Consider the following 19027-nt stretch of genomic DNA (forward strand, 5'->3'; position numbering starts at 1 on the left):
TTTAAAGCGTAATACGTTGACAGCTGATGCGAAAGCATGCGCCCTGTTCTTGTTGTATATAGTTTAATTGTGCCTGATTTGCTTCGCAAAAACTATGTGATAAATACAATCCTAATCCGGTACCACTAATCGATGTGCTAAAAAAGGGTTTGAACAATAGAGCTTGATCATGTACGGCTACGCCAGAGCCAAAATCCCGTACATCAATCCAGACCCGATGTTCATAGGGATGCACATTCAGCTGAATATAGGCTGCATCTGCTGAATTGTGACGAATGGCATTACGAATCAGATTAATGAGGATTTGCCGGAATTGTGCTTCATCAAACTGAATTACCAAAGGGATATCAATATTAAATTGAATCTGATCATGAATATCGGCCAGATCTTCTTGGATAAATAACGGGATAAATTCATTGAGATGAATCGGTATAGGATGGGTTTCTTTATTTTTGACCATATTCAGCGTGTCCTGAATAATCCGGTCAATCCGGGTCGCCTGTCGGCCAATCATCTGCTGGAGTAGCTGTTGCTGTTCAGTTTCCGAGTCCAGATATAAATCATTGGCTTGCACAATGGCCGCCAATGGATTGCGAATTTCATGGGCAATACTGGCCGAGAGTTGACCCAGTGCAGCAAGTTTAAGTTGCTGCACCTGCTGATTCAGTTTTTTGGCATCCTGTAACACCAGTAGCATTAGAGTCTGATGCGGCACAATCAGCTTTTGTACTTGCACATGAATATTATAGCGACTTTGCTGGGATTCAAACTGAAAGCGCTCACCATTTTCCAGCGTTTCAAAATGGATCAGTTCAAATAAATCTGGCTGTGACTGAGATAAGGTGAATTTCTCATGGCCGTATTTGGACTCAATTCCAAGAAGATTGCAGGCGGCAGGATTACTGAGTACCACATGGTAGTTTTCATCCAGCACCAGATAACCGGTTTCAATCTGTTCCAGAATATAGCGGTTAATATTCTGTAAGCGATGCAGTTCCAGCGATTGAGAAAAATTCAAATTTTCCAGAATCTGAAAACGGCGCACGGCAATTTGTCCAGTGCCATAAACCACAAAAAACAAAAAGGCCAGCAGGGCGCTATTACTGATATTGCTGAGTGAAGAAAACGCAAAAATACTGCCGATAAAATGCTGATAAATAACGCTGATGACCGCAATAAGGGTGACAACTAAGGCCTTTTTTGCATCTAATAATAAAGATGCAGAAAAGATGGTAATCACAAACAGCAGCCCGATTTGCAGATTAGGACCGTCGCTCGCCAAAGTCAGCAAACTTAGAACGCAGACATCGCTAAAGAAAATCATGATCAGCTGCGGCTGGATCAGTCGTCTGATCCATTTCAGCGCAAACAGCTGTACGGTATTGATCGCAACCCCGATTCCCAGCGCATAATAATACAGCTGCGGATATTGATAATCGGTGGTGAGTTCGGGGTAGGTCAGCAGAAAAATCAGCAGTAGGCCGGTGCTGATCAGCAAGCGATAAGCGCTATACCAGATACCGAGATGATATTGATTGAGCGCAGAATAACTGGATTTTTGTGCCATATGCACCGGAACTCGTTAAAAGCTAAGGTTTAATGAGTCCATAGCGCATGGCCAGATGAGTCAGTTTGACATCGCTATCGATATTCAGTTTTTCAAAAATACGGTAACGATAAGTATTCACGGTTTTAACACTCACAAAGAGCTTGTCGGCAATTTCCTGGGCGCTGATACAATTCACCACCATCATCGCCACTTGCATTTCACGTTCTGACAATGCATCAAAAGGGGATTGTTGTGTATCAGAAAGGTAAGAGCTGGCTAACTGTTCGGCAATGTCGGCACTGAAATATTTGCCGCCTTGCATGACTTTATTAATCGCACGGACCATTTCCGAAATCGGGGCCCCTTTGGTGATATAGCCTTTGGCACCGGCTTTCAATAGCAGGGACGGATAAGGTTCTTCTGCCAGACCGCTAACCGCTAAAACTTTGGTTTCCGGCGCACTCTGAAGTAGACGGCGCGTGGTTTCTACGCCACCAATGCCCGGCATATTCACATCTAACAAAACTACATTAGGATGGTGCAGGCGCACCATAGAAATCGCTTCTTCACCAGATTCAGCTTGTCCAATTACCTGAACCTCCGCATGGTCTTCTAGCATTCTGCAAATTCCAGTACGAACTAATTCATGGTCGTCCACAACTAAAACTGTGATCACCTACGCTCTCCCTCTGTTAAAAAAATCATTTTTTTGTTACATAAAGCAAAATAAGCTTGCAATGAAAGTACAAAATTAGCAATCCTATTCGCAAGATTAAATCTGAAACTTATCACACAGTGTCAAGAACAAAAAATGTTCGGCATTGTGTTTAAATGTAAGGCATATTAGAGGTAATACGCAAATCAATCTTACCTCTGTTAGTTGAGTGAAGGAATAGTGAAGAAAATAAACAAGTCTTTAAGGCATCTACTCGGCCTGTCCGTGTTAATCAGCATGAGCACGACAAGTTTTGCTGAAATCATTATGAATTCTGGCACGGCAGAGGGCGGTTCCAGTATTAGTTGGTCTTCTGAAGAAGTTAACCAGTTAATGAGCGACGATTTTAATGCATCTGCCAATGAGCCTTCGCCACCTGGGTCTGCCACAGTGACTACCACTTTGCGTCAGGCCGGCACAGCAGCGCCAACAGCAGTCAAACCTGCTTATACTGCGCCGCAGATTATTGATACGAATCATTTTAATAATCAACCTTCTGTCAATGCCCGTGCTGCATTGGTTATGGATGCGAAAACCGGTGAGGTGCTGTTTAGCAAAAACACCAATACCGCTTTGCCGATTGCATCTATTACCAAATTAATGACAGCAGTGGTGATTTCCGATGCACGTTTAAACATGTCAGAAAAAATCACGCTGCAACAGGCTGATTTCTCTTGCGCAGGTTGTAAAAGCTCAAGCTCGACCTTACGTGCTGGCGATAGCATGAACCGTGCCGAAGCTTTATTGTTTGCTCTAATGAAGTCTGAAAACCCGGCAGCTGCAGCCTTGGCGCGAACGTATCCAGGTGGTCGCAGTGCATTTATTGCAGCGATGAACAGTAAGGCCAAGGCCTTAGGCATGAATTCATCCCGCTTTATGGAATCAACCGGCTTACACCCTGGAAATGTGGCATCAGCACGTGATTTGGGTATTTTAGTGAATACCGCTTCTCAATATGGTTTGATTCGTCAATTCTCGACCACACCAAGCTATGACTTTAACTTGGGTTATCGTGTACTGAAATCGAATAATACCAATGCACTGGTGCGTAACGGCGGCTGGAATATCAATATTTCTAAAACCGGTTTTATTAATGAAGCAGGGCGCTGTGTGGTGATGCATACGACCCTGAATAACCGTCCGGTGGCAGTGGTACTGTTAGGTGCAAATAGCTCACAGGCGCGTACCAATGATGCGACCCGTTTGATGAGCTGGGTGAGCCAGCAACCAAAACGAATCTAATCTCTGCGCTCATAAAAAACCCTGCAAATGCAGGGTTTTTTATTCTGGCTGAAATTACATGTTCGACAGAATAGAGTCTTTTACCTGAGCCATGGTTGCGTCGATAGACAGCATCACCGCATCGGCACATTGTTTGATCGCGGTATCTGGATCTTTTAGACCATTACCGGTTACGGTACATACGATTACTGAACCTTCAGCGATTTTACCTGCTTTGATATCACGGATTGCACCGCCAACAGACGCAGCAGATGCAGGTTCTACGAATACACCTTCATACATCGACAGCAGACGTTGTGCTTCAAGAATCTCAGCATCCGTCAGTTCATCAAACCAGCCGTTTGAATCACGAACGACGGCTTTGGCATGATTGAAACTTTGCGGATTACCAATACGAATTGCAGTTGCAACAGTTTCCGGATTTTCTACTGGACCACCACGCAGGAACGGAGCAGCACCAGACGCTTGGTAACCGGCCATGATTGGCAAGCCAGCCGGTTTAGGACCAGTGAAAGCATCGGTTTCAGCATCGTAAATCACTTGCTCAAATTCTTCTTTTGACTGATTGGCCACCGCTTCGGTATAGCCCATCCAGTGTGCAGTGATATTACCTGCGTTACCCACTGGCAGGCAGTGGTAATCCGGGGCACGACCTAAAGCTTCAACGATCTCGTAAGCAATGGTTTTTTGACCTTGCAGGCGGTACGGGTTGATTGAATTTACAATCGTCACCGGAGCCTGATCGGCAACTTCCTTAACTAGACGCATACCGTCATCGAAGTTACCGCGAATTTGCATGGTGATCGCACCATACATCATCGCTTGTGCCATTTTACCCATGGCAATTTTGCCTTCAGGGATGAGCACGAATGCTTTAATGCCGGCACGCGCAGCGTATGCAGCCGCTGCTGCAGAGGTGTTACCAGTAGATGCGCAGATGATGGCTTTAGAGCCTTCTTCAACGGCTTTGGTCACCGCCATAGTCATACCGCGGTCTTTAAATGAACCAGTCGGGTTTAAGCCCTCGTACTTCACATAAATTTCAACATCTTTACCAATAATGCGTGGAATATTCTCAAGCTTGATCAGTGGAGTATTACCTTCACCCAAAGAGATCGCACGAGTAGTTGCAGACACTGGTAAACGGTCGCGATAGCGGTCAACTAAACCAGTATAACGATTGGCATTCGACATGATGATGTTCCAATTGTGTAGAGCTTGGCAAGGGGAATCCTCCCCTCAACCCGATTAATTATCAAGCGATTCTAAACGAATTCGTACAATTTCGCCATGAATGACGGGTAATGCTTGAATTTGTGAAAGCGCTGCATCCATTTTTGATTCCTTGACTGGATCGGTCAGAATCACGATAGGAATAAGGTCTTTGGATAAACGCGGTTGCTGCATGATCGCATCAATACTGATGCCGGCACGACTGAGAATCGTGGTCACATCAGCAAGCACGCCCATCTGATCTTCGGCATTAATACGGATGTAATAGCCGGTGGTCATTTGTTCACGACTCAAGATCGGTAAATCACTGAGCGCTTCAAAAGCCAGTTGCGGAATGGTGCCTGCGCCGTCTTCTGTGTAAATAATGTCACGGACAATATCAACCACATCGGCAACAACCGCAGAAGCCGTTGGTCCCGCACCTGCGCCAGCACCATAGTATAATGTTGGGCCGACCGCATTGGCTTGTACCAGAACCGCATTTTTCACGCCGTTGACATTGGCAATTAACTGGTCATCTGGAATCAGGGTCGGGTGTACACGGAGTTCAATCCCGGCATCGGTACGGCGTGCAATACCCAGGTGTTTAATCCGGAAACCGAGGTCTTCGGCATATTTCACATCTTGTGCAGTGATTTTACCAATGCCTTCAGTAAAGACTTTGTCAAACTGAAGTGGAATACCAAAGGCACATGAGGCCAGAATCGTTAGCTTGTGCGCTGCATCAATTCCTTCCACGTCAAAAGTTGGATCGGCTTCAGCATAACCCAGTTCTTGAGCTTCTTTCAGCACATCTTCAAAAGCGCGGCCTTTTTCACGCATTTCACTGAGAATGAAGTTACCCGTGCCGTTAATAATACCAGCCAGCCATTCAATCTTGTTGGCTGCCAGACCTTCACGAATCACTTTAATAATCGGAATGCCACCGGCCACTGCCGCTTCATAGGCAATCTGTACGGCATTGTCTTCAGCCGCTTTAAATAGCTCGTTGCCGTGTTCAGCCAAGAGTGCTTTGTTGGCCGTTACAATATGTTTGCCATGTTTCATGGCTTCCATAATAATTTCAAAAGCAGGATGAATTCCGCCCATGACTTCAACCACGACGTCTACATCAGGTTGACGTACGATGTCCATCAAGTCGGCACTTTGTTTAACCGATTCTGGCAGATCCAGATCAGGACGTGGACGACGGGTGCCTACATGGGTAATTTCAATTTCACGACCGGTGCGACGTTTGATCTCAGCAGCATTTTCTTTTAATAGTTTCAAGGCACCACCACCTACAGTACCAAGACCGAGGATTGCCAGACGAACTGGTTTCACGTCACACTCCAAATTAAACAGTTTTTTACAAGAGCCTAGATCATAGCTAAAAAACCCGCCTGACTCTAGGGTCATTTCAGAATATCTTTATCTATAAAATAAAGTTAAATAACTTATTAAAATGAGTTATTTAAGCCGATTCAATAATTCCGATGTAGACAGGTAACCGCCCAGATAAGTACCTGCTGAATTATAAATGGCAGGGGTACCATTCACACCCATATTCAGACCCATTTGATATTGATCTTGAACAGGATTTTCACATTTCGCTGCACTAATCTGTGCGCCTGAAATCGCCTGGTCAAAGGCACTGCGACGGTCGGCACTGCACCAGATCGCTTCCATGGCTGGCATATGCTGTTCACCACGCGGCCAGGCGATATAACGCACTTCAATGCCTTTGGCATTCATCTCATCCATTTGTTCATGGAATTTATGGCAATACGGACAGCTGACATCGGTAAACACATAGACCACATGCTTGGCTTTGCCTTTGGCTGGATAGACCAGCAAGTCTGCTGGCTTGAGTTCAGCAAAGAGTTTATTGTTGATGCCTGCCTGAAGGTTTTCGCTGACATTGTGCAGCTGTTTGTCACCGAGACGGATCACATCGCCCTGAATCAGGTATTTACCGTCACTGGTGACATAGACCGCAGACATGCCTTCCAGACTCACCCAGTACAGGTTTGGAACTTCAGTGGCTTTAATGTCGGTAATTTTGGCACTGATGCCAGCAGTTTTGAAATGCTTTTCCAACGTAGACGCCAGACGCTGTTCTGCATTACGTTCGGTTAGGGTAGAGGCTTCGCCCGTCGCCGGTGCGCTTGCAGTCAACTCTTGCTTTTTATCGTTGTTAGTGGAATTGGAACATGCAGTCAGACCCAAACCAGCAGCAATTGTGCAAGCCATAAAAATTTTTGAGCGGGCAAATGTCATAAAAAACCCTTTTCTTCTTGGATTAAAAACAGAGTATTAGCATAACAAAAAAAAATACCCACACGTCAAACTTCTCAGTTTATTCCGTCCGGATCTGATTCAAGCCCGTGGATGATGGGTCGCGTGTAGCTGCTGCATTCGTACCTGTGCCACATGAGTATAAATCTGGGTGGTAGATAGATCACTATGGCCGAGCAGCATCTGCACCACACGTAAGTCTGCGCCATGATTGAGTAAATGCGTCGCAAAGGCATGGCGCAAGGTATGCGGTGACAGTTCGGACTGAATTCCGGCCTGTAGCGCATAACGCTTAATCGCATACCAGAAATTCTGCCGGCTCATGATGCCGCCATGCTGGGTCAGAAATAGATAATCAGTCGAAGTCTTATACAGTTGCGGACGGGCTTCGTTCAGATATTTTTCCACCCATTCACAAGCCATTTGTCCCATCGGAACTAGACGTTCTTTATTGCCCTTACCGACGATACGTAAATAACCCTGTTTTAAGTTGATCAGTTCCAGACGTAAATTAATCAGTTCGGTCACCCGGAGTCCGCAGGCATACAATACTTCAAACATGGCACGATCGCGCAGTCCTAATGCCGTGTTGATATCCGGGGCATGAATCAGGGCTTCGACATCAGCTTCGGACAAATCTTTAGGTAAGGCCCGGCCCAGTTTTGGGGTTCTATGTGCAGCCACCGGATTGTCACTACGCAGTTTCTGCTCACGTAAAAATTTATAAAATGAACGCAAGGCAGACAGGCAGCGGGCAATCGAACGTGGACTTTTTTGCTGTTTGGTCAGTGCAATCAGCACATCGGAAATATCATCATGATTCCATTCCGGCAGAGGCTTGCTCAGGCATTCTGCACATTGCACCAGGTCGGACAAATAGGCATTGCGGGTATGCGGGCTGACCGTTTGTGCAATCAGATAATCACGAAAACCCTGTAAATAACTGAACGCATCAGGAATCTGGACAGGGGCAGGAATACGGGGTTTTTTATTCAGCATAAGGTGAAAGGATCTGATCTGAAAAAGCGATAATCGGGATTGGTATTCTCCACTGTAGTGTAATTTTATGACGGTGTCGATGTGGTATAAGGCTAAATCGAAATGTAATTAATCTTATTTGTTAATTATTCTCATTTGTTTGTATACTGTACAAAATAGTTTAGGAATTTCACGGTGCGTTTGTCTGATTTAAAAGCAAAACAAATTGCCATCATTCGAAAAGTGAGTCGAACAGCTGATGGTGAAAGTGCTCTATACGATGTCGTCGCGAGTCGTTTGGAAACTTTAGGCTTTGTACCAGGTACAAAGGTACAGGTCATTACTAAAGGTATTTTTGGTGGAGATCCCATTTTGATTCAAGTTGGATTCACACGTTTTGCTTTGCGTAAATCAGAAGCAGCCAAAATTGAAATCGAACAGGCGGTGTCGGCATGAGTGATACATTACGTATTGCCCTTGTCGGTAACCCTAACTGCGGTAAAACTTCATTATTCAACCACTTAACCGGAACACGCCAAAAAGTCGGTAACTATGCGGGTGTCACGGTTGAACGTAAAGTCGGTACCTTTCAGCTTGCTTCAGGCAAAGCGGTACGGGTACTGGATTTGCCGGGGACTTATAGTCTGGATGCGACCAGTCCGGATGAAGAGATTACTCGCAACGTCGTACAAGGTAAAATTGCGGAAGAGCAGGAGCAGGATGCATTTTTGTGTGTGGTAGATGCCACCAATCTGAAATTGCATTTGGGTCTGGTGCTGGAAATGATTGCACTGGGTCGTCCAGTACTGGTCGTGCTGAACATGATGGATGAAGCACGTCGTCGTGGCATGCAGATCAATACCCAGAAGCTGTCTGAACGTCTGGGCGTGCCTGTGGTAGAAACGGTGGCTGTGCGCAATTCAGGCATTGAAAACCTGAAAAATGCGCTAGATCAAGGCAAGTATTCTGTGCCACAGACTGAGCTCAGTGGCTTGAAAGGTGATAGTCACCAGCGCGTAGAAAACATTCTGAATGACGTGGTCAATTTCGTCGATCAGGAAGATAAGCGTACCGATTTTCTTGACAAGATTTTTCTGCATCCGGTATTGGGCTTACTCAGCCTAGCTGTAATGATGTTCGTGATTTTCCAGGCGGTATTTGCCTGGGCTGCGCCGTTTATGGATGGCATCGAAACCTTCTTCGGCTGGCTGGGTGAGTTCCTCGGCGAATATATTTCGCATCCCTTACTGAATAGTCTGGTGGTGGATGGGATTATTGCCGGTGCCGGTGGCGTGGTGGTGTTCCTGCCACAGATTCTGATTCTGTTCTTCTTTATTCTGGTACTGGAAGAATCAGGTTATTTACCGCGTGCTGCTTTCCTATTAGATAAGCTGATGTTTAAAGCCGGTTTATCAGGACGTGCCTTTATTCCGTTATTGTCCAGCTTTGCCTGTGCCATTCCCGGCATCATGGCATCGCGGACCATCAGTGATCCACGAGATCGTTTAACCACGATTTTTGTTGCACCTTTAATGACCTGTTCGGCGCGTTTGCCAGTTTATGCCTTGCTAATTGCGGCATTTGTACCCGCACAAACTGTCTGGGGTTTCCTGAATCTGCAAGGTCTGGTGCTCTTCGGTCTTTATATGGCAGGTATCGTAAGTGCCTTGCTGGTGTCTTTTGTGTTGAAATTCTTCCACAAAGATAAATCACAGCACATGCTGCTGATGGAACTGCCAAGCTACCGTTTTCCGGACTTGAAGAACGTTTGGATCGGCTTATTGGATCGCGGCAAAATCTTCTTGAAACGTGTCGGCGGCATCATCTTCGCCTTATCGATTGTGCTGTGGTTCCTGTGTACGTTCCCGCAGCCACCAGAAGGTGCAACCCTGCCGGCCATTGATTATTCATTGGCAGGGATGCTCGGTCATCTGATGCAACCGATCTTTGCACCCCTCGGTTTTAACTGGCAGATCTGTATTGCCCTGATTCCGGCGATGGCAGCGCGTGAAGTGGTCGTTGCAGCACTGGGCACAGTCTATGCGATGTCGGCAGTTGATGAAGATGCGATGTCTGAAGGTCTGGCTGCGCTGATCAGCGGTGGAGGTGATCTGGGCTGGTCAGTGGCGACAGGTTTGTCTTTGCTGGTGTGGTTTATTTATGCACCACATTGTCTGGCGACCCTAGCAACGGTTAAACGTGAAACAGGTTCCTGGAAAACTGTCAGTATCATGACTGTTTACCTGTTCGGTCTGGCATATTTCATGTCATTCCTGACTTATCAAATTGCTTCATATTATTTGGGCTAAATCTCAGCTGGGCCTTGGCCAGTTGAATTTGCTGTATTGTATATGTATGGGAGATTGAGATGATTGAAATTCTAATTGTGACAGCACTGGTGCTTTGGAGCATGCTGGTCGTATTCAAAAAGGTGTTTCCGAACACCTCTAACTCAGTCTTCCAGAAGCTGTCTGATGCCTGTGCAGCCAAGGGCTGGAAGCGTCTGGCCAAATGGCTGCAACCGGGTATGGCTGCAGGCTGTGGTGGCAACTGTGCCTGTCCGGTTTCAGAAAAAAGTTCAGAAGAAAAGCCAGCCCAACAAGCGGTGAAATGGAAATAATTTCCTTTTCTGGCTGAATTTTAAAAACCGTCATGATCATGACGGTTTTTTTACGCATGGACACAAAAAAAATGTGCAGAAAAGCCAATCAGAAAAGGCATTCAAAACAGCAAAGTGCTACCATTTCGTCAGTTTCAAAATAGACCAAAATATGGGGCGAAAATGTTAATACAACGTGGTGGGTTAAAAGTCGTTGCAGGACTCGGAATATCAGGTGTTGCAGCAGTCAATTTCTTGCATAGTCAGGGCTACCGCGTTGCAGTAACAGATTCTAGAGCTAACCCGCCAGGGCATGAGCAGATACCCGCTGAAGTTCAGACCAGTTTCGGTCAGTTTGATGCCGAGCTGTTGTTGTCTGCGGAAGAAATCGTGATCAGCCCAGGACTTGATCCTAAACTTCCTGAAATTCAGGCAGCCATCAACAAGGGCATTCCAGTAGTCAGTGAAATCCAGATTTTACGCCGTGCTACAGACAAGCCAATCGTAGCAATTACCGGTTCTAATGCCAAAAGTACCGTGACGACCTTGATTGGCTTGATGGCAGCGGATGCAGGTAAAAAAGTCGCTATCGGTGGTAACTTAGGTCGTCCTGCGCTAGACCTGACTAAAGACGATCCTGAGCTGTATATACTCGAGCTGTCCAGTTTTCAGCTGGAAACCACCTCAAATCTGGCGGCTGAAGTCGCGGTAGTGTTGAACATGAGTGAAGATCATCTGGATCGTCATGGCGATATGATGGGTTATCACACGGCGAAACACCGGATTTTCCAGGGTGTAAAAAAAGTCGTCTATAACCGTGATGACTCTTTGACCCGTCCTCTGGTGCCAGACGTAACACCGATACAAAGCTTTGGTCTAAATGCACCGGATATGAACCAGTACGGTATTCTCAAGGATACGGATGGCAGCATCTGGCTGGCGCGTGGTCGTGAGCGTCTGCTGAAAAGTACCGAGATGTATATGCAGGGCACGCATAATGTTGCCAATGCCTTGGCCTGTCTGGCGCTGGGTGAGGCGATTGGTCTGCCACTGGACAGCATGTTGAATACCTTGAAGACGTTTAAAGGTCTGGAACATCGCTGTGAATTCGTCAAGGAAGTACAGGACGTACGCTATTATAACGACTCCAAAGGTACCAATATCGGCGCAACCTTGGCGGCACTGGACGGTCTGGGCATGGCGATTGAAGCCCAAGGCGGTAAGGTTGCGATTATTCTTGGTGGACAAGGTAAGGGCCAGGATTTTAAAGCTTTACGGGAATCACTCGCTAAATATGCCAAAGTAGCGGTATTGATCGGTGAAGATCGTCCCATCATTGAAGCAGCGATTGCGGGCACGACTGAACTGATCCATGCGGACAGCCTGCAGCAGGCGGTAGAAATCTGCCAAAAGCACACTCAGACCCATGATGTCGTGCTATTGTCTCCTGCATGCGCAAGTTTTGATATGTTCTCGGGTTATCCTGAGCGTGGTCGCAAGTTTGTTGCGTATGTGAATGAACTCAATTAAGAATAACAAGGATTCGTGATATGGCTGGGTTTGCTCAGACTACGATCAATAAATTAAATCAATTTTATACGCAGTGGATACCTAGAATACCTGCTGAAGTGAATCCACGGAATGTATTGATTTTCTGTGTGTTGGCTTTGCTCTGCATTGGTTCGATCATGGTGGCATCGGCCTCGATGCCCTATGCAGAACGTATGCATGAAAATCCGTTTCACTATATTAGCCGACATGGGATTTCGATTTTTGTCGCTGCCGTAGCAGCTTTTCTGGCTTATAAAATCCCCTTAAAAGTCTGGTTTAATAACACTTTCTTTTTGTGGATTATTACCATCGTACTTTTGGTGGCCGTGCTATTTGTCGGGACGGAAGTCAATGGTTCCAAACGCTGGATTCGGATCGCAGGCTTTACCTTACAGGCTTCGGAAGTCGCCAAAGTGATGATGGCAATTTTTACTGCAGACTACGTGGTGCGCCGTGCGGAAGAAGTACGGAATAATATCAAGGGTCTGGTCCGTTTAAGTGCCATCATGGGTGCTACCGTCGGTTTGATTATTCTCGAGCCTGACTTGGGTGCAACCGTGGTAATTACCTTAACCATGCTTGGCGTGTTCTTTCTGGCGGGTGCGCCGTGGATTCAGTTCGGTGTGGCTTTTATGACCTTGGTCGGCGCATTTGCTGCCGCGATTCTGTTGGAACCGTATCGTCTGCAACGTCTGCTGTCTTTTTCGAATCCTTGGGAAGATCCCTTAGGCACCGGTTATCAGCTCTCTAATGCCCTTATGGCCTTTGGCCGTGGGGAATGGGCAGGGGTAGGCTTGGGGCATAGTATCCAGAAAATGTCTTATTTGCCTGAGGCGCATACCGATTTCATGCTGGCAATTTTGGGTGAAGAATTTGGCTTTTTAGGCATTTCAACCATCCTGATCTTGTCCTTCACCATGCTGGTTTGCTGTATCCGCATTGGACACCGCGCCTTGCAGCATCAATATCTGCGTGCCGGATATTTGGCTTATGGCATCAGTATCATTTTCCTGTTACAGATTCTGGTGAATGCCGGCATGAATATGGGCATGTTGCCGACCAAAGGTTTGACCTTGCCATTTATTAGTTATGGCGGTTCATCTCTGATTATCTGTGCGGTCATGATCAGTCTGATTCTGAAAATTGATTCGACCACGCGACAGGTTAATCCAAGCCGCGAAGAATCAAGCTTCTAGATTCGAGTTTCGTCCTGGCTCTGGCTGAGCATGGTCCAGTACCGTGCTCGGCATTGCGGTTCCACAATTGGAACAGGTCACAAAAGCAGATTTAGGCTTGGAAAGTGGAATCAAGGGTATAAAAAATAAAGAAAAATAATTACGCTGCTGTTTTAGCTCATAGCCCGAACGAGTACGGCAGACCGGACACAGAAACTGGCTTTTCTCAATGGTTTTGGTTTTAGGGCCGACGCCAAAAATAAAAAACATACTCTTCTTCCTATCAATTTTTCATTCTAGAAGTCTAGCTTAAGTGAAAAGCTGTTTTTATAAATAGTGACCTTGTAGCTCAGTTGTATGTGGAATCCGCTCAATGTCCCATTGTACTACCGCCTGTTGCAGCATCCGATCGGGAGTGTCCAAATCAACTTCAGCCTGATGCAAAGCCTGAAGTGCCTGTTTTAATAATTGTGGCGCCTGACTTAAATCCAGTCCTTGGGCCAGATTCTGTTTTGAAAGTTTTTGCCCCTGATCATTCATTGCCAGCGGTAGATGCATATAGCTTAGACGCGGATAACCGAGTAACTGCCCCAGATAGATTTGCCGTTCGGTATTATCTAAAAGATCAGCTCCACGTACCACGTGGGTCATCCCTTGCAGATAATCATCGACCACTACAGCCAGTTGGTAATTGATAATGCCATCACGACGTTTTAAGACAAAATCACCCAGATCTTTTTTTAGTTCTGAACAGTGCCGACCTTGTAGCCGGTCTTCAAAACAGATTTCAACATCTTCAACTTTTAGGCGAATGGCTTGATGCTCAAAAGCCAGACTCAAGTCGCGGCAGGTATCCTGATAGATATGGTTGGAACCTAGCATTTTACGGGTGCATTGGCAGGCATAAACCAGACCTTGCTGACGTAATTGCTGAATGACGTCTTCGTAAATATCTAAACGGTCTTTCTGGAAAATGATTTCGGCATCAGGTTCAAGCTGAAAGGCTTCCATGGCACGCAGGATATGCTCTTCGCTGCCGCGATAAATGCGGGGAATATCGGTATCTTCAATCCGGACCAGCCATGTGCCTTGATTGGCTTTGGCATCGCAGTAACTGGCAACTGCGGTAATGAGGGAGCCAAAATGCAAAGGGCCGGTTGGCGATGGCGCGAACCGGCCCACATAAGCCATCCTGTTGTCCCCCTCCTTTTTTAAAGGAGGGGTTAGGGGAGGATTATTTACAGACATACTTAACCGTTATTTTGCTTCTCTTTGATCTCTGCAAGGGTTTTGCAGTCAATACATAAAGTAGCCGTTGGACGTGCTTCTAAACGACGCAAGCCAATCTCGATACCACAAGTTTCACAGAAACCATAGTCATCATTCTGGATTGCTTCGATCGACTGTTCGATTTTACGAATCAGTTTACGTTCACGGTCACGGGTACGTAACTCAATCGCAAACTCTTCTTCCTGAGTCGCACGGTCATTCACATCTGGAAGAGCAGTATTTTCGTCTTGCATCGTATTCAGGGTACGATCCACTTCTGACATCAACTCAGCTTTCCAAGCCAGCAAGATTTGGCGGAAATGCTGAAGCTGACCTTCAGACATGTATTCTTCATTTTTTTTAGGTTGATAAGGTTCAATACCAAATAAGCTAGCAGTAGAACCACCGTCAGTCGTTTTAGGCTTAGATTTGCGTACGCGCTTTGCAGCTTTCTCTTCTACAACATCAGTTTGATTGTCTAAGACTTGATTTTGGTTGTCATTCGCCATTTAGGGCATTCCTCATCTATGCGTATGATTGCTACGCAAAAAATATGGTGATATGCAGTTTTTTATCCACCCTGTAGAAAGATTATCCTCCTATGGGGGCCGTCATCATATAGACTTTTTATGCTTATTGATAGTCTTTGATGTCTGGACTATGCATATCACATTTCCTTTGGTTGCAATAAAGTAATGCAAAAAAAACAAATTGAAAAGTTAATAACCTGAAATTTCGGTATTAATATTTTGCTGGCTCAATGCCACCCGTTCAATATAGGTATCAAACTCACCATTTTGTTGCAAATGTAATACACGATAACCTGGTGCCGCCTGATCTAGCGCGAAATCTTCACTTTTAGGTTTAAACTGCACACTGGTCGATGGCGTGGATAAAAAGTAGATGCCATGCCATTCGTTGCAGGAATCCTGATGCACATGACCAAACAGAACCAGCTTGATATTATGATGCCGAGCCAGTACATCTTTTAAATCTTCAGCATTTTTCAGCCGGTGCTGATCAATCCAGTACGATTTCATCGCAAAAGGATGATGATGGCAAGCGACAATGACATGCTGATGCTTAAATTCAAGCAATAATTGGTCCAATTGATCGAGTTGAGCTTGTTCCACCCAGCCATCGATCTTGCCTTGAACGGCACTATTTAACAGGATCATGGTCCAGGTGCCAAAATGAATGGCATGTACCTGATTCGCATGCTGGTGAAAAGGGAACACCCGAGAATCGTCATGGTTACCTGGAATCTGATAATACGGCACGTTTAAAGACTGGACAAATGCTAAATAGCGTTGATAAGTCTGCTCGACCGGCACCTGTGCCAGATCACCGGTATGAATCAGTGCATCCATTTGGGGAAAGCGCTGTTGGATCTGCTGCATCACCTCGTGAAAACTCTGCTCGGGATTCATCCGGGCAAATTCCAGCTCTTCCCGATCCATCAAATGGGTATCAGAAATCTGGATAATGGTCCAATCTGGCTGTGTGTTTATGCTTGACTGCTGAAAACTCATGTCTTTCCCCTTAGACATATTCCTGCAGTATGAATATGTTGTTGCAACCATTGCAAGGCCATAATGACAGGTGCATTTCTTAAGCGACCATTCGTGAGCAAGGACGGAATATCAGCATAATCCAGAATATGCAGCTGGATATTTTCACCTTCATCCGGCATGCCAAAAATACCGCCCTGTTCAGGCAATTCGGTCTGCGCCACATATAAATGAAATAATTCGGAACATGCCCCGGCGGACGGATAGAAGCTGAAAATGTGCTGCAGCTCATCTAGGGTACAGCCTGATTCTTCGAGTGCTTCGCGACGGATGCATGTTTCAGGCGCTTCATCGCCATCCAGAACGCCAGCAATCACTTCGAGTTGCCAAGGAGAATCGATATCATCCAGTCCACCAATCCGGAACTGTTCAATCAGGCCGAATTTCTGCTGTTGATGGTTGTACATCAGCACACCCGCTGCTTCTGGCCGGTGAATCAGCTCACGTTGCAAAACAGGGGTTGAGCTTTCCTGATTAAATAAACGGTGTTTCAGGCTGACTTGTTCTACCTGAATAAATCCCCGGTACAAGAACTCACGTGCCTCTACGCTAAAGTCTTTTTTATTATAAGAGGCCTGTTTAATAATATTCATATGCTCAGATAGAATGAATTGATTTATTTTCATCCTATCTGAGTTTTTTTTGAAGACAACTGTTTTTTTTACAGTTTTATAGTTTGTGGTATAAATTTTGACCAGATTTGTGGAAGCTGGCTTTCATCTGATCCATACCCGCTTCAATTTCGGCCTGAGAGCTTGCTGGCTGATCAGGATTAGCCTGTTGACTGGCATAATCACGAACATTCTGGCTAATCTTCATTGAACAGAACTTCGGTCCGCACATGGAACAAAAGTGCGCAGATTTATGCGCCGCTTTCGGCATGGTTTCATCATGCATGCTGCGCGCCGTGTCCGGATCCAGACTCAAGTTAAACTGGTCTTCCCAGCGGAACTCAAAACGCGCCTTGGACAGGGCATTATCCCGGGCCTGTGCACCCGGATGACCTTTGGCCAGATCGGCTGCATGCGCGGCAATCTTGTAGGTAATAATGCCGTCTTTGACATCCTTTTTATTGGGTAAACCGAGATGCTCTTTCGGCGTCACATAACACAGCATTGCAGTACCATACCAGCCAATCATCGCAGCGCCGATGGCTGAAGTAATGTGGTCATAACCCGGTGCGATATCGGTGGTGAGTGGCCCCAAGGTATAAAATGGCGCTTCCTTACAGACTTCCAGTTGCAGGTCCATATTTTCCTTGATCATATGCATCGGGACATGCCCCGGACCTTCGATCATCACTTGAACATCATGCTCCCAGGCACGATGGGTCAGTTCGCCCAAAGTTCGAAGTTCGGCAAATTGCGCTTCGTCATTGGCATCCTGCACACAGCCCGGACGTAGGCCATCGCCGAGACTAAACGATACGTCATAAGCTTTCATGATCTCGCAGATTTCATCGAAATGGGTATACAGGAAGTTTTCCTGATGATGTGCCAGACACCACTGCGCCATGATCGAACCGCCACGAGAGACGATCCCAGTTAAACGGTTGGCTGTCAGCGGTACATATCTTAAAAGCACGCCGGCATGAATGGTAAAGTAATCCACACCTTGTTCAGCCTGTTCAATCAGCGTGTCTTTAAAGATCTCCCAGGTCAGGTCTTCGGCCACACCATTGACTTTTTCCAGTGCCTGATAAATTGGTACGGTTCCGATCGGCACTGGAGAATTCCGGATAATCCATTCCCGGGTTTCATGAATATTCTGGCCGGTCGAAAGGTCCATAATGGTATCTGCACCCCAGCGCGTCGCCCAGGTCATTTTAGAGACTTCTTCTTCAATACTTGAACCGAGTGCAGAATTACCGATATTGGCATTGATTTTCACCAGAAAATTACGTCCGATGATCATCGGTTCCAGTTCCGGATGATTGATATTGGCCGGAATAATTGCACGTCCTGCAGCGACTTCCTGGCGGACAAATTCAGGGGTGATTTCAGTCAGGTTTTTTGCACCAAAATTCTGGCCCGGATGCTGGCGCATATCGACACCATCGAGTTGACGCAGATTTTCACGAATGGCGATGTATTCCATTTCCGGAGTGATGATGCCTTGCTTGGCATAATGCATCTGGGTGATGTTGCGGCCGCATTTGGCTTTGCGAGGTTTCTGGATATGGGCGAAACGGATTGCGGCGGTACGGATATCGCGTAAACGCTGGCGACCAAATTCAGAACTGAGCTGATCCAGAATTTCGCTATCGTTGCGCTGTTCAATCCAGCTTTCACGAACATTCGGCAGACCTTTGTTCAGGTCAATCGTCACGTCGGGGTCGGTATACACACCCGAAGTGTCATAGACCATCAAAGGTGGATTATGTTCGCCGCCCAGACTGGTCGGGGTTTCACTTAAGGAAATTTCCCGCATGGGTACCTGAATATCAGGACGGGAACCTTGCAGATAGACTTTACGTGAAGCGGGTAGAATTCGCGTTAAATCGCGTGCTTCCTGTTCATGAGTGGAGAGAGAAGTTTCAGAAGAAAGATTCGTTAACTGGTTCATGGCTATGATCCTTATGATGACATCAACGAATCAAGCACGACCAAAAACGTAGGCAGATTTATCCTGAACAGATAAAGCAAGGGCTGGGTTTTTAGCTGGCTTGATTCCTACGCAGGTATTAACCTGATCAGGTTCAACGGTACTCATGCTCAATTCCTGATAATGATAAAAGGAATCACATGATCTCAGCGAGGCATTACTCGCGCTCCGTCAAGCGAGGCTAAAGCTTAGCTCAGTTTAGGCAGAATAAACAGGTCTAAATCGCTCAACTTTAAGCGAGGATTGATTTAGACATGGTCCTAC

The 19027-nt window shown here is 46.1% G+C and carries 18 protein-coding genes and 1 riboswitch; of the genes, 6 read left to right on the forward strand and 12 right to left on the reverse strand.

Annotated elements, in window-relative coordinates; genetic code table 11:
- Position 1 precedes the first annotated feature (1 nt).
- Positions 2 to 1567 (reverse strand): sensor histidine kinase, encoded by a 1566-nt coding sequence (locus tag NI469_RS02975; protein WP_253174415.1) that lies wholly within the window; start codon positions 1565 to 1567, stop codon positions 2 to 4.
- Between the two features lie 22 nt (positions 1568 to 1589).
- Positions 1590 to 2225, reverse strand: coding sequence for a response regulator transcription factor GacA (gene gacA, locus NI469_RS02980; RefSeq protein WP_253174402.1), 636 nt, complete (start codon positions 2223 to 2225; stop codon positions 1590 to 1592).
- Positions 2226 to 2444: 219 nt separating this feature from the next.
- Between gacA and NI469_RS02985 the strand changes: the two genes are divergently transcribed.
- Positions 2445 to 3506: a serine hydrolase gene (locus NI469_RS02985; RefSeq protein WP_253174403.1), complete on the forward strand. Its 1062-nt coding sequence runs from the start codon at positions 2445 to 2447 to the stop codon at positions 3504 to 3506.
- Between the two features lie 54 nt (positions 3507 to 3560).
- On the opposite strand, the gene thrC is transcribed toward NI469_RS02985, so the two are convergent.
- From thrC to xerD, 4 genes are all read right to left on the reverse strand, one after another.
- Entirely contained in the window at positions 3561 to 4700 is a 1140-nt protein-coding gene (gene thrC / locus NI469_RS02990) for a threonine synthase (protein ID WP_005094446.1), read from the reverse strand.
- Between the two features lie 54 nt (positions 4701 to 4754).
- Complete coding sequence (locus NI469_RS02995; protein ID WP_253147149.1) at positions 4755 to 6062, reverse strand: homoserine dehydrogenase; 1308 nt, start codon at positions 6060 to 6062, stop codon at positions 4755 to 4757.
- Between the two features lie 126 nt (positions 6063 to 6188).
- Entirely contained in the window at positions 6189 to 6998 is an 810-nt protein-coding gene (locus NI469_RS03000; protein ID WP_253174404.1) for a DsbC family protein, read from the reverse strand.
- A 99-nt stretch (positions 6999 to 7097) separates the two neighbouring features.
- A complete protein-coding gene (gene xerD, locus NI469_RS03005; RefSeq protein ID WP_005248421.1) occupies positions 7098 to 8015 on the reverse strand; it encodes a site-specific tyrosine recombinase XerD in 918 nt (305 codons plus the stop codon).
- A 174-nt stretch (positions 8016 to 8189) separates the two neighbouring features.
- On the opposite strand from xerD, the gene NI469_RS03010 reads away from it, so the two are divergent.
- From NI469_RS03010 to ftsW, 5 genes are all read left to right on the forward strand, one after another.
- Positions 8190 to 8450 (forward strand): FeoA family protein, encoded by a 261-nt coding sequence (locus tag NI469_RS03010; protein ID WP_253147148.1) that lies wholly within the window; start codon positions 8190 to 8192, stop codon positions 8448 to 8450.
- Positions 8447 to 10303, forward strand: a complete 1857-nt coding sequence (gene feoB / locus NI469_RS03015) for a ferrous iron transporter B (RefSeq protein WP_247143098.1) — start codon at positions 8447 to 8449, stop codon at positions 10301 to 10303. The genes NI469_RS03010 and feoB overlap by 4 nt, the downstream gene beginning before the upstream one ends.
- Positions 10304 to 10362: 59 nt before the next feature.
- Positions 10363 to 10614 carry a DUF6587 family protein gene (locus NI469_RS03020; RefSeq protein ID WP_180086774.1) on the forward strand — a complete coding sequence of 84 codons (252 nt, stop codon included), beginning with the start codon at positions 10363 to 10365 and terminating at the stop codon, positions 10612 to 10614.
- Between the two features lie 162 nt (positions 10615 to 10776).
- Entirely contained in the window at positions 10777 to 12123 is a 1347-nt protein-coding gene (murD, locus tag NI469_RS03025; RefSeq protein WP_253174405.1) for a UDP-N-acetylmuramoyl-L-alanine--D-glutamate ligase, read from the forward strand.
- Positions 12124 to 12143: 20 nt separating this feature from the next.
- A complete protein-coding gene (gene ftsW / locus NI469_RS03030; RefSeq protein ID WP_004281069.1) occupies positions 12144 to 13340 on the forward strand; it encodes a putative lipid II flippase FtsW in 1197 nt (398 codons plus the stop codon).
- On the opposite strand, the gene NI469_RS03035 is transcribed toward ftsW, so the two are convergent.
- From NI469_RS03035 to thiC, 6 genes are all read right to left on the reverse strand, one after another.
- Entirely contained in the window at positions 13329 to 13589 is a 261-nt protein-coding gene (locus NI469_RS03035) for a zinc ribbon domain-containing protein (RefSeq protein ID WP_004281070.1), read from the reverse strand. The two genes, ftsW and NI469_RS03035, sit on opposite strands and share 12 nt — an antisense overlap.
- A 57-nt stretch (positions 13590 to 13646) precedes the next feature.
- Positions 13647 to 14567 carry a tRNA glutamyl-Q(34) synthetase GluQRS gene (gene gluQRS, locus NI469_RS03040; RefSeq protein WP_253174406.1) on the reverse strand — a complete coding sequence of 307 codons (921 nt, stop codon included), beginning with the start codon at positions 14565 to 14567 and terminating at the stop codon, positions 13647 to 13649.
- A 2-nt stretch (positions 14568 to 14569) separates the two neighbouring features.
- On the reverse strand, positions 14570 to 15097 hold the full coding sequence (dksA, locus tag NI469_RS03045; RefSeq protein ID WP_004281072.1) for an RNA polymerase-binding protein DksA: 528 nt from the start codon (positions 15095 to 15097) through the stop codon (positions 14570 to 14572).
- Positions 15098 to 15307: 210 nt separating this feature from the next.
- Positions 15308 to 16120, reverse strand: a complete 813-nt coding sequence (locus NI469_RS03050) for a metallophosphoesterase (RefSeq protein WP_004281073.1) — start codon at positions 16118 to 16120, stop codon at positions 15308 to 15310.
- Positions 16117 to 16752 (reverse strand): NUDIX domain-containing protein, encoded by a 636-nt coding sequence (locus NI469_RS03055; protein WP_253174407.1) that lies wholly within the window; start codon positions 16750 to 16752, stop codon positions 16117 to 16119. The genes NI469_RS03050 and NI469_RS03055 overlap by 4 nt, the downstream gene beginning before the upstream one ends.
- Before the next feature lie 76 nt (positions 16753 to 16828).
- Entirely contained in the window at positions 16829 to 18724 is a 1896-nt protein-coding gene (gene thiC / locus NI469_RS03060) for a phosphomethylpyrimidine synthase ThiC (protein WP_253174408.1), read from the reverse strand.
- Between the two features lie 87 nt (positions 18725 to 18811).
- A riboswitch (TPP riboswitch) is annotated at positions 18812 to 18944 on the reverse strand.
- Between the last annotated feature and the right edge of the window lie 83 nt (positions 18945 to 19027).

The sequence above is a fragment of the Acinetobacter lwoffii genome, assembly GCF_024129735.1.
Lineage (GTDB): Bacteria > Pseudomonadota > Gammaproteobacteria > Pseudomonadales > Moraxellaceae > Acinetobacter > Acinetobacter lwoffii_H.

Excerpts from the sequence above, each read along its gene's own strand:
- NI469_RS02975 (WP_253174415.1), bottom strand. The coding sequence starts at position 1,567 with ATGGCACAAAAATCCAGTTATTCTGCGCTCAATCAATATCATCTCGGT.
- thrC (WP_005094446.1), bottom strand. The coding sequence starts at position 4,700 with ATGTCGAATGCCAATCGTTATACTGGTTTAGTTGACCGCTATCGCGAC.
- NI469_RS03000 (WP_253174404.1), bottom strand. The coding sequence starts at position 6,998 with ATGACATTTGCCCGCTCAAAAATTTTTATGGCTTGCACAATTGCTGCT.
- xerD (WP_005248421.1), bottom strand. The coding sequence starts at position 8,015 with ATGCTGAATAAAAAACCCCGTATTCCTGCCCCTGTCCAGATTCCTGAT.
- feoB (WP_247143098.1), top strand. The coding sequence starts at position 8,447 with ATGAGTGATACATTACGTATTGCCCTTGTCGGTAACCCTAACTGCGGT.
- NI469_RS03020 (WP_180086774.1), top strand. The coding sequence starts at position 10,363 with ATGATTGAAATTCTAATTGTGACAGCACTGGTGCTTTGGAGCATGCTG.
- murD (WP_253174405.1), top strand. The coding sequence starts at position 10,777 with ATGTTAATACAACGTGGTGGGTTAAAAGTCGTTGCAGGACTCGGAATA.
- ftsW (WP_004281069.1), top strand. The coding sequence starts at position 12,144 with ATGGCTGGGTTTGCTCAGACTACGATCAATAAATTAAATCAATTTTAT.
- NI469_RS03035 (WP_004281070.1), bottom strand. The coding sequence starts at position 13,589 with ATGTTTTTTATTTTTGGCGTCGGCCCTAAAACCAAAACCATTGAGAAA.
- gluQRS (WP_253174406.1), bottom strand. The coding sequence starts at position 14,567 with ATGTCTGTAAATAATCCTCCCCTAACCCCTCCTTTAAAAAAGGAGGGG.
- dksA (WP_004281072.1), bottom strand. The coding sequence starts at position 15,097 with ATGGCGAATGACAACCAAAATCAAGTCTTAGACAATCAAACTGATGTT.
- NI469_RS03050 (WP_004281073.1), bottom strand. The coding sequence starts at position 16,120 with ATGAGTTTTCAGCAGTCAAGCATAAACACACAGCCAGATTGGACCATT.
- NI469_RS03055 (WP_253174407.1), bottom strand. The coding sequence starts at position 16,752 with ATGAATATTATTAAACAGGCCTCTTATAATAAAAAAGACTTTAGCGTA.
- thiC (WP_253174408.1), bottom strand. The coding sequence starts at position 18,724 with ATGAACCAGTTAACGAATCTTTCTTCTGAAACTTCTCTCTCCACTCAT.